11 protein-coding genes are annotated in these 13,132 nt (G+C 63.8%); 2 read left to right on the top strand and 9 right to left on the bottom strand.

The genetic code is table 11. The features are described 5' to 3' along the window. The 9 genes from AB0L63_RS10065 to AB0L63_RS10105 form a co-directional block, all read right to left on the bottom strand. Positions 1-711 (bottom strand): sterol desaturase family protein, encoded by a 711-nt coding sequence (locus AB0L63_RS10065; RefSeq protein WP_364497384.1) that lies wholly within the window; start codon positions 709-711, stop codon positions 1-3. A gap of 112 nt (positions 712-823) precedes the next feature. Next, the gene (locus AB0L63_RS10070; protein ID WP_364497386.1) at positions 824-1,561 is read right to left on the bottom strand and encodes a GntR family transcriptional regulator; all 738 of its coding nucleotides are present in this window, start codon (positions 1,559-1,561) and stop codon (positions 824-826) included. 80 nt (positions 1,562-1,641) lie between these two features. Next, a complete protein-coding gene (locus AB0L63_RS10075; RefSeq protein ID WP_364497389.1) occupies positions 1,642-2,394 on the bottom strand; it encodes a hypothetical protein in 753 nt (250 codons plus the stop codon). Further along, positions 2,391-4,058: an ABC transporter family substrate-binding protein gene (locus AB0L63_RS10080; protein ID WP_364497391.1), complete on the bottom strand. Its 1,668-nt coding sequence runs from the start codon at positions 4,056-4,058 to the stop codon at positions 2,391-2,393. The genes AB0L63_RS10075 and AB0L63_RS10080 overlap by 4 nt, the downstream gene beginning before the upstream one ends. Further along, positions 4,055-5,740, bottom strand: coding sequence for an ABC transporter family substrate-binding protein (locus AB0L63_RS10085; protein ID WP_364497394.1), 1,686 nt, complete (start codon positions 5,738-5,740; stop codon positions 4,055-4,057). Before AB0L63_RS10085 ends, AB0L63_RS10080 begins: the two co-directional genes overlap by 4 nt. Next, positions 5,737-7,410 carry an ABC transporter family substrate-binding protein gene (locus AB0L63_RS10090; protein ID WP_364497396.1) on the bottom strand — a complete coding sequence of 558 codons (1,674 nt, stop codon included), beginning with the start codon at positions 7,408-7,410 and terminating at the stop codon, positions 5,737-5,739. The genes AB0L63_RS10085 and AB0L63_RS10090 overlap by 4 nt, the downstream gene beginning before the upstream one ends. Before the next feature lie 12 nt (positions 7,411-7,422). Further along, positions 7,423-9,297: an ABC transporter ATP-binding protein gene (locus AB0L63_RS10095; protein WP_364497399.1), complete on the bottom strand. Its 1,875-nt coding sequence runs from the start codon at positions 9,295-9,297 to the stop codon at positions 7,423-7,425. Next, entirely contained in the window at positions 9,294-10,232 is a 939-nt protein-coding gene (locus tag AB0L63_RS10100; RefSeq protein ID WP_364497402.1) for an ABC transporter permease, read from the bottom strand. Before AB0L63_RS10100 ends, AB0L63_RS10095 begins: the two co-directional genes overlap by 4 nt. Before the next feature lie 94 nt (positions 10,233-10,326). Continuing rightward, entirely contained in the window at positions 10,327-11,304 is a 978-nt protein-coding gene (locus AB0L63_RS10105) for an ABC transporter permease (RefSeq protein WP_364497404.1), read from the bottom strand. A 161-nt stretch (positions 11,305-11,465) separates the two neighbouring features. Here AB0L63_RS10105 and AB0L63_RS10110 point away from each other — a divergent pair, with 161 nt between their 5' ends. Next, positions 11,466-12,149: a hypothetical protein gene (locus AB0L63_RS10110; protein ID WP_364497407.1), complete on the top strand. Its 684-nt coding sequence runs from the start codon at positions 11,466-11,468 to the stop codon at positions 12,147-12,149. Between the two features lie 160 nt (positions 12,150-12,309). After that, the gene (locus AB0L63_RS10115) at positions 12,310-13,131 is read left to right on the top strand and encodes an HAD family hydrolase (protein WP_364498168.1); all 822 of its coding nucleotides are present in this window, start codon (positions 12,310-12,312) and stop codon (positions 13,129-13,131) included. The last annotated feature ends 1 nt before the right edge of the window (position 13,132 follow it).

The raw sequence follows: 13,132 nt of genomic DNA on the forward strand, positions 1-13,132 counted from the left end.
TCAGGCGGAATGGAGATGGCGGGCGGTGGGGGAGGTTTCGGTGGTCGCCGGGTCCGGGTAGGTGCGGAGCAGACGGTCAGCGGTGCCGGAGGTGGTCACGGTGAACCAGTAGTGCTCGTTCTTGTAGTGGTGGTGGCGGTGGTTGCGCCAAACCGCCCGGTAGAGCGAGCCTTTCGGCTTGTAGTCGGTGTGGATCAGGTAATGGGTCCATTCGTAGCCGAGGCCGAGGGCGGTGATCATCAGCAGGAAGGTCAGCCCGAGGCCCAGCCGAGGGAAGGCCAGGGTCGCGATCGCGATCAGGACGACGATCAGTACTGAAAGCGTCTTGGTCGGGATGAAGATCAGCGGGATATTCCGCGGATCCACATGGTGCTCGCGGTGTTTGCGGGCCAGTTCGCTATCGATCGGAATCGGGCCGAGCTGCCGCGGCCGCCAATGCAGCACCGTGACGTGCACGATCCATTCGAAGACCGGGAAAACCGCGAGCATGACCGCGGGCACCAGCGCATCGGTCAATTGCCAGTCGCCCACAATGATTCGGGTGACCAGTGCCGCCAGCAGGGTGGTGCCGATCAGCCAGGGCGTGGGGTGCCGGATGAATTCGCGGAATGCTACGCCGAGTGTGTGGCCGCGGCGCAGCGTCCGCTCGCCCTGACGCGCGCGCTCGCGCGCCGTGGCCGAATCCTTGCTGGATGATTGGGGTTTCGTCATGGTCTTTCCTTGGTGGAGCCAGTCCGTGCCGTCCATTGAGGTGGCGCACCGGGCGATATTCCGAACCGCCGCCGTGATCGGTGATTGCCGACGCCGGATCGCATATTCGCCGTCAGCGTTCGATGTTTTCGGCGCCCTCCAATACTTCGATGAGGGCCTTGGTCGCCGGTTCGAGCAGTGCCCGAGCGGTGCGTGCGGCCTGTTCCGGCGCACCGGCCTCGATGGCGGCGGCCAGGTTCCGATAGGCCTCGACATTGCCCACCTCGGCGGACATGATCGGTGCCAGCGCCGCGAGAGCGGGTTCGTAGGCGGCGCGCAACATGTTGAACATCAGCCGGAACACGATGGAGTCGGCGGCGTCGACGACGTGATCCCAGAACTCCATCGCATGCCGCTGCTGTGCGATCGGATCCTGTTCGGCGGCAAGCGCTTCGACGGTGCGATCCAAGGCGGCGCGCACGGTCGCGGATTCGGTTTCGCCGAGCCGGATCGCCGCGAGTTCAGCCACCTTGGGTCCGTTGTGCAGCCGCGCCTCCACAATGCTGCGTGCGACTTTCGGTTCCAGTTCTCCGGCTTGCACCAGCAGTCGGGGCAGCACCTCGAGCCCGGCTCCGCGCCGATAATCCAGCACGGTGGTCGCATCCCCCTGCCGCACCGCCACCAGTCCGGCCGCCGCGAGCCGTTGCAGTGCCTCCCGCACTGCGGGCCGGGAAACTCTCAACGCCTCCGCCAACTGCCGCTCACTCGGCAGGGTCGCCCCAGGTGCCAGCTCCCCACTGAGTACATCCGCCGCGATCTGCTCGAACACATCGCCCGATACCGACCGCTTGACCACAGGTTGCAACGCCATATCGTCACTCTGCGCCGAATGGGTCAGGAGGTCAAGTGGTCAGACCAGTCTGAACCTCCGCCGACGCACCGCTGGGCAGGTCAGCTGGGGTCGGAGCCCCGGACGGCGGCGAGCCAGATGGCGGTGGCGGCGGCTACCGAGGTGGCGGCGAGGAAGGCGGTGAACCCGCCTGCGGCTATGTAGACCCACATGAGGGCTACGAAGGGGGCGGCGACGGTGGATTGGGCGTCGAGCAGGAGGCGGCGGCGGACCCGCGCGGAGTCGGTGGCGAGGATCGCGGCGTCGGGATCGGGGCGGGAAGGGTTGTCGATCAGGCGGCCGGGAGGTTCGCAGCTGCGTGCCTTTCCGGATGGGTAGAAGTGCAGGGTGGTGGTATCGACGGATCGGTCGGTCACGTCGGCCTCGGCCGCTGTCATGGCGAGCAGGGCGGGCTCGAAAAACACCGGCAGCCAGCGAGTCCGATAGTTTTCGGTGATCTCGAGCCAGCTGCGGCTGACAAGTCGATTTTGCTGGCGCACCCGCTTGATCTCGACGGTGCGTGCGGCATCTTCGCGTTTCGCGTCGCCACTGCTGGTATCCGAGCTGCCTGCGCCGCCGTCCATGCCGCTGCCAGACGTATCCCGGCGGGGGCCGATATCCGCCAAACCATTCGGCAGCAAGCCCAACGCCCTGGCGAGCTGAAAACCCGTATAGCCCAGAATTCCGAGCGCAACGGTCGCCAATGCGGCCACCTGGTCCAAGTCGCCGAACGGCGCCCAGGCCAGACAAACAACCAGGGCGCCGATCGTCACGCAGACCGGATAGGCCAGGGGGTGGCCCGGTCCGATTTTCACTTCAGGAAGCCGACTTTGGTGTAGTCAGGGGAGGCGAGGCCGAAGGCGCCGTAGTTGGCGAGGTTATCGCGGACCGCGTAGGTGCCCGAGGCCTGCTGCAATGGCACCGAATAGCCTTCGGCGAAGATCATCTGATCGCATTTGTTCGCCAGCTCGATGGCCTTCGCCGGATCGAGTTCGGCAATGGTCTGTTCGATCAGCGCGTTCAGTTCCGGCGATCCGATGCGGGCCTTATTGCTTCCCTGACTGTTAGGTTTGCTCGGGTCATACGCGTAGACCTGCGGCAGCACCCCCAGCGGTAGAACGCTACCGCCCCAGCTGAATTGGGCGATGTCGAAGTTCCCCGGATCGATCACGTCCTTGAACAACCCTTGGCCGGGCACGGTTTGGATGGTCAGTTTCACCCCGACCTTCGCCAAGTTCTGCTGCACGATCTGCGCGGTCTGCACCCAGGCCTCCTGCTGGTACATCACATCGCGGATTTCCAGCTTTCGGCCGTCCTTTTCGCGGACATCGCCGTTGAGCTTCCATCCGAGCTCGTCGAGCATCCGCGCCGCCTCTTCTGGGGCGTAGGCGATGGGCGCCGAATTGTCCTGGTAGCCCTTCTGGCCCTTCATGTAAATGTGGTTGTTCAGCGGCGTCGGATTTTCGACGACACCGTTCTGGGCGGCGGTCACCAGGGCCTGCCGATCGATTGCCTTCGAAATGGCAATGCGCAGTTGCGGATCCTCGAGCAGGGCGCCCTTGCCGCCGTTGAAGGTCAGATGCGACCAACTGGGCTCGGGCGTGCGCCGCACCACTACGTTCTTCGAGTTCCTCGCGCCGGTCACATTCTCGATGCCGGACATATAGGCATAGTCGATCTCGTTGTTCTGGATCCCGGGCAGCACCGCGGAAGCGTCGAGCACGCTGAGCGTGATCGTGTCCAGCTTCGGGGTGTCGCCCCACCATTTCGGATTGCGGCCCAACGTGATCCGGTTCTGCGCGCGATCGATGTCGGTGAGCATGAACGGACCCGAGCTGACCGGGAGAGTGTCGCGGTCGGCGTTGCTGAACGCATCCGGCGTGGCAGTGACAGACTTCGGATACAGCGGACTGAATTGACCCTGCCATTCGGCATACGGCTTATTGAAGGTGACGATCGCCTGCCGGTCGTCCTCGCCTCGTTCGACCTTCTCGACCCGGTCGAAGCCGCTGGGTGAGGAGATGAGGAAGCCAGGGTCCTTGGTGCTCAGCGCGGCCGCCTCCGATCGCAGGTCCTCCCAGGTGATCGGGCTGCCATCGGACCATACGGCCTTCGGGTTGATCGTGTAGGTGACCTGCTGGGGGCTGGTGTTCGTCAGCTTGATGTCGGTGAAGTAATTGTGATCGACGGTGAGTTCCCCCGCGGCATTGCTCACCCAAGGCGACGGCATCGTCGGATTGATCACCAAGGACGTGGTATCGGTGGTGCCGTCGATATGCAGATAGTTGAAGTTCTCCGGGAAGTTGGTGATGGCCAAGCGCAGATTCCCGCCGTCGCGCAGTTCGCTGCGATCCTTCGGGTTGATGTCGTTCGTGCTGCCGATATCGACCGTGCCGGGCGTGATTGTGTTATCGGAGCAACCGGTCGCGATCAGTCCGAGCGCGACAACGGGTACGGCGATGGTTACCGCGAATCTCATTTCTCGAACCCCACCTTGGTGTAGTCCACCGATGCCAGACCGAAGGCGCCGTAATTGGCCAACTCCGCACGCGCTGCCACGGTGCCCGCGGACTGCACGATCGGCAGCGAGAAGCCCTCCTCGAAGATCATCTTGTCGCATTCGTTCGCCAGCTCGATCGCCTTCTCGGGATCCAGTTCGGCGATTGTCCGCTCGATCAGCGCGTTCAGTTCGGGCGAACCGATCTTGCCCTTATTGCTCAGCGTATTGGCGGGGTCGTAGGCGTAGATCTGCGGCAGCGCACCGAGCGGGAGAATGCCACCGTTCCAGGTGAATTGGACGATATCGAAGTTGCCCGGGTCGACTACATCGGTGAAAAGCCCATTGCCCGGGTAGGTCTGGATGATCAGTTTGACGCCGATCTTCGCCAGGTTCTGCTGTGCGATCTGGGCCATCTGCACCCAGCTCTCCTGCTGGTACATCACATCGCGGATTTCTAGCTTTCGGCCGTCCTTCTCGCGGACATCGCCATTGAGCTTCCACCCGAGATCATCGAGTTCTCTGGCGGCCTGTTCGGGGTTGTAGGCCACCGCTGCCGCATTGTCCTGATAGCCCTTCTGACCAACCATGAAGATGTGGTTGTTGAGCGGCTTCGGGTCGACCACGACCCCCTGCTGCGCCGAGGTCGCGATGGCCTGCCGGTCGATACCCTTCGAAATGGCAACGCGCAGTTTCGGATCTGCGAGGATCGAGCCGGGCGCGCCATTGAAGGTGAAGTGCGAGAACCGCGACGCGGGCGCGCGACGCACCGTGATGCCGGGCGCGTTCGAGGCGGTCTTGACCTCATCGATGCCCGATACCGTCGCCGAATCCAGTTCGTTGTTCTGCAGTGCGTTCAGCCGGGCGGAGTAGTCGAGCACGCTGTAGGTGACCGTATCCAGCTTCGGCGTATCACCCCACCATTTCGGATTGCGGCTCAATACGATGCGCTGCTGCGCCTTATCGATCGACGAAATCATGAACGGACCCGCCGAAACCGGCAGCCCATTGCGGTTCACGTCGTCGAAGGCCTGCGGGGTCGCGGTCGACGCCTTGGGGTACAACGGGCTGAAGATGCCCTGCCATTCCGCATAGTGCTCGGCCATGGTGACGATCGCCTGCCGGTCGTCGACGCCGCGTTCGACCGTGCCGATCTGGGCGTAGCCCTGGGTTGCCGCCACCTGGAAGGCCGGGTTGCGTCCGCTGAGCGCCTCGGCCTGGGATTTCAGATCTTCCCAGGTGATGGGCGTCCCGTCGGTCCAGACCGCCTTGGGATTGATCGTGTAGACGATCGTCTGCGGATTCGTCTTGGTGAGTTTGATCTCGGTGAAATAGTTGGTATCGGTGGTGATATCGCCCGCCGCATCGGATTTGACCGAGCCCGGCAGCGCCCACGAAACCAGATCGGAGACCTCGCCGTCGGAGTCGACATGCGAGGCATTGAAGGTCGCCGGGAAGTTCGTCAGCGCCAGCCGCAGATTCCCGCCGTCGCGCAGTTCGCTCGGATCCTTCGGATTGATGTCGTTGGCCGTGCCGATCGAGCTGGAACCTGCCGTCACATCATTGCCCGATCCACACCCGGACAGAATCAGCGCGATGGCGACGGCGGGTGCCGCGATCCGCATTCCCACCCGGCGCTGCCGGGCGATACGTGCTGTGGTCATTTCACGAATCCGATCTTGGTGTAGTCGTAGGACGCGAGGCCGGGGGAACCGATATTGGCGAGGTCCGCGCGGACGCCGAAGCTGCCGTCACTCTGCATCAGTGGCAGCGAATGCCCCTCCTCGAACACCTTGCGATCCACCTCATTGGCCAGCTCGAGCGCCTTCGCCGGATCCAATTCCGACAGGGTGCGATCGATCAGGGCATTGAGCTCCGGCGAACCGACGCGGGCGTAATTGCCCTGCAGATCGTTCGGGTCGTAGTAGTACGCCTGGCGAATACTGCTGAACGCGAACGCATCACCGGACCAGATGAACTGCGCGGCGTCGAAATTACCCGGATGGATGACATCGGTGAAATAACCGACGCCGGGCCTGGTATCGATGGTGAGCCCCACCCCGATTTCGGCGAGGTTCTGCTGGATGATCTGGGCGATCTGCACCCAGGTCGGGTCGTTGTACATGACATCGCGGATGACGAGCCTGCGCCCGTCCTTCTCCCGCACATCGCCGTTGAGCTTCCACCCCGCCTGGTCGAGCTCGCGGGCCGCGGCGGTCGGATCGAAGCCGAGGCTATTGTCCTGGTATCCCGCCTGCCCCTGCAGGAAGATGTGATTGTTCAGCGGCTTGGGATTCTCCACCAGCCCGTTCTGAATCGCGCTGACGATCGCCTGCCGATCGATGGCCCGCGAAATGGCGACGCGCACCTTGGCATCGGACAGGATGGACCCCGGCGCGCCATTGAAGGTGATGTGGCGCCAGCGATTACCCGGTGCGCGGCGCACCGCAAGGCCGCCGGTATTGCGCACCGTCTGGACATCGTCGACCGTGGTCAGCTGCACCAAGTCGAGTTCGTTGTTCTGTAGTGCCGTCGTCCACGCGGAATGGTCGAGCACGCTGTAGGTGATGGTGTCGAGCTTGGGCTTGGCACCCCACCATTTCGGGTTGTGGCCCAACACGATTCGGCCTTGCGACCGGTCGGTGGCGACAACCTGGAACGGCCCGGCGCTCGGCCCCATCGCATCGGTCAGGCTATGGTTGAACGAATTCGGGTCGGCGGTAACGGATTTCGGGAACAGCGAAGCATTGCCGGCGAACTGGCCGCGCCATTCGGCATAGGGGTGGCTGAAGGTCAGGATGGCCTGGCGATCGTCGACGCCGCGCTCCACCTTGTCTACGAATTCGAATCCGTTGGTGATGGCGATCAGGAATCGCTTGTCCCTACCGCTGAGCGCATTGGCCTCGGATTTGATGTCTTCCCAGGTGATCGGATTGCCGTCGGACCAGACGGCCTGCGGATTGATCGTGTAGGTGACCTGCTGCGGGTTGGTGTTGGTCAGCGCGATATCGGTGAAATAGTCCTTATTGATGGACAATGCGCCCGCGGCGTCGGTATTGAACGAGCGCGGCATCAGCGGCCGTTCGATATCGGCTATCTCGCCGTCGTTGCCGTCATTGGACAGGGTGTTCCAGTTGGCCGGAAACGACGTCGTCGCCAGGCGCAGATTTCCGCCGTCGCGGACTTCGTCGACGCTCTTGGGGTTGATGTCATTGGTGGTGCCGAGCGTATCCGACAGCCCTGCCGTCGAATCGCCGCCTGAACCACAGCCCGCCGCGATCAGAGCCAGCGCGACCACCGGTGCCGCCCATTTGGTTCGGGTTCTCGATCGCATCGCGCTCTCCCTCTATCGACTGACGACCGGCACCGGGACCGCATCGATCAACGCCCGGGTGTAGTCGTTGCTCGGACGGTCGAAGATCTGTTCGGCGGGCCCGGCCTCGACGATCTTCCCGCGATACATGACCGCGATATCGTGGGCCAGATTGCGAACCACCGAAAGATCGTGCGAGACGAACAGATAGGACAGTCCGTGTTCGGTCTGCAGGTTGCGTAGCAGATTCAGCACACCCGCCTGGATCGACACATCCAGCGACGACACCGGTTCGTCGAGTACCAGAATTTCCGGATCCAGCGCCAGCGCACGGGCAATGCTGATGCGTTGTTTCTGGCCGCCGGAGAAGTCCGCGGGATAGCGGTCGGCGTGTTCGGCCCGCAGACCGACCTGTTCGAGCAATTGCGGTACCCGCTTGGCGATTTCGCTGCGGGGCCGGCCATCGATGCGCATCGGTTCGGCGAGCACGTCGAAGATCGGCAGCCGTGGATCGAGTGCGGCCGTCGGATCCTGGAAGACGATCTGCATCTTCCGGCGGATCTCCCGCTTGCGCGCCTTGGTCAGGGTCGCGATATCGCTGCCCATGATCTCGATGTTGCCCGCTTGCGGCTGCACCAGGTCGAGAATCTGGGTGAGTGTGGTGGATTTTCCGGATCCGGACTCGCCGACCAGCGCCAATGTGCGTCCGGCCCGCACCTCGAAGCTGATGCCGTCGACGGCGCGGACCTCACCCTTGCGGCGCTTGAACACCACACCCGAGGTGATCGGATAGGTCTTCACCAGATCCGAAACCCGCAACACCACCCGCTCATCAGTGTCTGCTTCGGCGCTCGGCTCCAGAATTTCCTGGCGGTAGGCCTCGAACAGATCGGCGGAGGTGACTTCCGCGGTGCGGATACAGGCGGCCGAATGGCCCGGATCGGTCTTCTCCAACGGTGGCTCGGCCGCCCGGCAGTCATCGAGCGCGATGGGGCAGCGCGGTGCGAACGAGCAACCCGGCGGCAGCGCGTGCATGGCGGGCGGTGCGCCGACGATCGGGATCAGTGGGCTGCGCGGCGGACCATCCATGCGCGGAATCGAGCCGAGCAGGCCGACCGTATACGGCATCCGCGGTGCGGCGAAAAGCTCTGCCGTCGGCGCGGTTTCGACGATCTTTCCGGCATACATCACCGCGACCCGATCGGCGAGTGTGGCGGCGATGCCCATATCGTGGGTGATCATGATGACGCCCGCACCCGTGATATCGCGGGCCTTGCGCAGCAGGTTCAGGATCTGCTTCTGCACCGTGACATCGAGTGCGGTGGTCGGCTCATCGCAGATGATCAGCGCGGGATCATTGGCAATGGCCATGGCGATGACAACGCGCTGACGCATACCGCCGGAGAACTCGTGCGGAAATGCCTTGGCGCGCAATTCCGGTTCCGGAATACCGACCAGATCCAGCAGCTCGACGGCCCGCGCGGATGCCTCTCGACTGGTCATATCCGTATGTGCGAGCAGGGCTTCGGCGACCTGATCGCCGACCCGATACACCGGCGTCAGCGCCGAAAGCGGGTCCTGGAACACCATGCTGATGGAACGCCCACGCAGCTTGGACATCTGGCGATCGCCGAGCCCGAGCAGTTCGCGGCCGCGCAGCCGGATGGAACCGGTGATTCGTGCCTGCTCCGGCAGCAAGCCGATCACCGCGAGCGAGGACACCGACTTACCGGATCCGGATTCGCCGACGATGGCGAGCACTTCGCCATCGGAGACGGTGTAGTTCACCCCGCGCACGGCGTCGATGCGGCCCTCCTCGCTGGGGAAGGAGACCCGCAGGTCGGAGACCTCCAACAGCGGTGCGGTGGAGTTCTTTTCGTTGGTGATCTGATCCGCTGGGTCCGTCATGCCGCTACCTTCTTTTCCGACCCAGCCTTCTTGCGCGAGCGAGCCCGTTTGGCACTGGGATCGAATGCGTCACGTAATCCGTCACCGACCAGATTCGCCGAAAGCACGATGACGATCAGCAGTCCACCGGCGAACATGAACAGCCAGGGGAAGGTGAGCGCCGACGCGGTGCCCGACGCGATCAGCGTGCCGAGCGAGACGTCCGGCGACTGCACACCGAATCCGAGGAAGCTCAAACCGGTTTCGGCCATGATCGACGCGCCCACCGACAGCGTGGTGTCGATGATCAGGATCGAGGCGATATTCGGCAGGATATGGCTCAGGATCACCGTCCTGGTCGGCGCGCCCATATACCGTGCGGCCTTGACGAATTCGCGTTCGCGCAGACTCATGGTCAGGCCACGCACAATGCGCGCACTGATCATCCAGCCGAACACGCTCAGCAGCAGGATCAGCAGCAGGATGGACCCGCTGCCCTTCGTCTTCGGCGCGAACAGCGCGACGATGATGAAGCTCGGCACCACCAACAGCAGATCGACCAGCCACATGATGGCCCGATCGGTGAAACCGCCGATGAGTCCGGCGATCGAACCGGTCAGCGCCGCGATGGTGGTGCTGATAATGGCGACGCAGAAGCCGATGATCAGCGATTTCTGCATACCGCGCAGGGTTTGGGCGAACACATCGTGGCCGATCGCGTCGGTGCCGAAAGGGTGTTCGGCACTCGGCGGTTTGCGCAGCGCCGTGCCATCGAGTTCCTGATAGTCCCAGGTCCAGAAGTACGGCAGCACATAGGCGGCCAGCACCAGGATCAGCAGCACGATCACACCGGCGACGGCGGCCTTATTGCGCAGGAAGCGGCGCAGGACGAGCTTGCGCCGACCGGTGGCTGCGGCCTCCGGCGCCCCTTGGACGATGATCTCGGCTTCGGTCACGACTCCGCCTCGCTGGCGCTCGGCTCCGTCGCGCCCGATGGTGCTGTGTTGATGGTTCGTTCGCTGCGCTCACTCACGACTCCGCCTCGCTCGCTCACGACACACGCACCCGGGGGTCGAGGATCGCGTACACCACATCGGATAGCAGACCCGACACGAGCACCACCAGACCGGCGAATGCCGTCACCGTGACGACAACGTAGAGGTCCTGGGCATTGATCGAATTGACCAGCCATTCACCGACGCCGTGCCAGCCGAAGATCTTTTCGGTGAAGGTCGCACCGGTGATCAATCCGCCGAGGCTGTAGGCGAACAGCGTCGCCATCGGGATCAGTGCGGTCCGTAGGCCGTGCTTGTAGAGCGCCTTGCTGCGGGTCAGACCCTTGGCACGGGCGGTGCGGATGAAATCGCTCTGCAGCACATCGAGCATGGCATTGCGCTGATAGCGGCTGTAACCGGCCATCGCGCCGAGGGCCAGACCGGCCGTCGGCAGCACCAGATGCTGGAGCCGGTCGAGCAATTGCGGGAAGAAACCGTTGATCTTGTTCGCCGAGGTCTCGCCGGTATAGAGGAAGATCTGCGATCCGGTGAGCGTATTCACTTCCAGCGCACCGTATTTCAACAAGGTGGCGAGCAGGAACACCGGTGTGCTCAGTACCAGCAGGGACACGACAGTGGTGAAGTAGTCGCTGAATTTGTACTGGCGGATCGCCCCCGCCGCACCGATCAAAACCCCGAGCACCGTACCGACGACCGAACCGATGATCAGCAGCCGCAGACTCACCAGCACCCGGCGCGGTAACTCCTCGCTGACCGGCTGCCCCGCCAGCGTCTCGCCGAAGTCACCCTTCGGGATACCCTTCAGCCAGCTGATATAGCGCTGCGGGATCGGCTCGTTGAGATGCAGCTGTTCGGCCTTGGCATCGATCACCGCCTGCGGCGGACGTGGATTGCGCTGTTCAAGACTGTCCAGCGGCGTGAACGTCAGCGACGCCAGACTGAAAGTCAGGAACGAAGCCAGCAGCAACAGCACGACATAGTTGAACGCGCGTCGTAGCAGGAAGCCGGTCATCAGTCCTCTGGTCGTACGGCTGGTCGGGCCAGCATCGAGTATTAGTCCCCGATCATAAGGACGTGCGTGCGAGCGCGTGCGACACGTGTGAGATCGGCATGTCCTCTATCCTGGCGAGATCGATGCGTCCAGGCTCTTCTCGACGCTCTGAGGGGAATTTCGTGAGTTATCCGCACTATGAGCCCTATCCATCGGCTCCGGCACCCGCATCAGGTGGCGGTACCGCGATCACGGCCGGGGTGTTGGCGAGTATCGGCAGTGTTGGGCAATTGCTCGGCGGCGGATTCAATATCGTGCTCGGGCTCACCGACCTGGCCGCCGATCTTGCCGAATACGACTCGACCGGGCTGTTCGCGCAGCGCTGGGTCAAGTCCTACATGCTGGCGACCGGTTCGATCGCGGTGGTCACGGCGTTCCTGCTCGGTGTCGGCGCGGTGCTGCTGTTCACCAGGCGGCCGCTCGGTCGGGTCCTCGTCGTGGCCGGATGTGTGGTGGTGGTGGTCGCCGGGATCGCGGAGTACGCGGTAACCCTGCGCTACACCACCTCGGGCGGTGGTGCGGCCGAGATCAGCGGCGGTATCGGCGGCCTGGTCGGGCTGATCTTCCCGATCGCCACGGCGGTGCTCGCCCTGGTGCCCCCGACGATGCGTTGGCTCAACCACCACCCGGTCGCCACCCCACCCGTGGCGACGTACCCATACGGACTCGCTGTGCCACCAGCCGGGTATCCCTCCGGGCCGACGCCTTATCCGTTGCAATATGGTCCGGCAGCAGGTGTTCCTGCCGCACAGCCGTATCCGCAAACAGGTACCGATCAGGCGGGCACGCAGCCGCCATGGGGGTGAATCCGCAGGCAGCGCCGGTTTCACTACCGCCAGATCTGGCGAAACGACCGTCCGACCCGACGCTGCGGGCCGATGACTCCCTGTGGCGTCGACCACCATCGCAGTGACAGTCGCGACCTCGCCGAGATGGTCTTCCGGCAGGATGGAATAGGTGACGCGCCTGCACCTGCCCAAGCCGAAGATGGTTGCCACCGATGTGGACGGCACCCTCATCGATCACGACGAGCGGGTCACCGCACGAACCAAGGCGGCCGTTGCTGCCATGATCACCGATGGGGTGCCGTTTGTACTCGCGACCGGACGGCCGCCGCGCTGGATCGATCCGGTGGTCGAGGGGTTGGATTATGCGCCGCTGTGCGTCTGTGGCAACGGCGCGGTGATCTATGACAGCGCCGCCGACCGGGTGCTCGCCAGCCGGACCCTGGACGTGGACACTCTGGCCTGGATCGCCGACCTGGCCGAATACGCGCTGCCCGGCTGCGGCCTCGCCGCCGAACGCGTCGGCGCCAGTGCGCACGACGCGGTGACACCGCAATTCGTGAGTTCGCCGGAATACGAACATGCCTGGCTGAATCCGGATGACACCGAGGTCTCGCGCGCCGAGGTCATCGATGCGCCCGCCATCAAAATGCTGGTTCGCCTACGCGGCACACCCAGCGCCGATATGCGCGCGGTCCTCGCACCGCTGATCGGCGACCGCGCCGATCTCACCTATTCGACCGATCATGGCCTGATCGAAATCTCCGCCCCCGGCGTCACCAAGGCCTCCGGTCTGACCACCGTTGCTGAACGCCTCGGTGTCGAACATTCGGCGATCATCGCGTTCGGCGATATGCCCAACGATGTTCCGATGCTCACCATGGTCGGTCACGGCGTCGCGATGGCCAATGCACATCCGGAGGCGATCGCCGCCGCGAACGAGGTCACGGCGGCGAACTTCGACGACGGTGTGGCGCAGGTGCTCGAGCGCTGGTGGGTCTGAA

Origin of the sequence: Nocardia sp. NPDC051990 (assembly GCF_040680755.1) — a bacterium.
Classification (GTDB): domain Bacteria; phylum Actinomycetota; class Actinomycetes; order Mycobacteriales; family Mycobacteriaceae; genus Nocardia.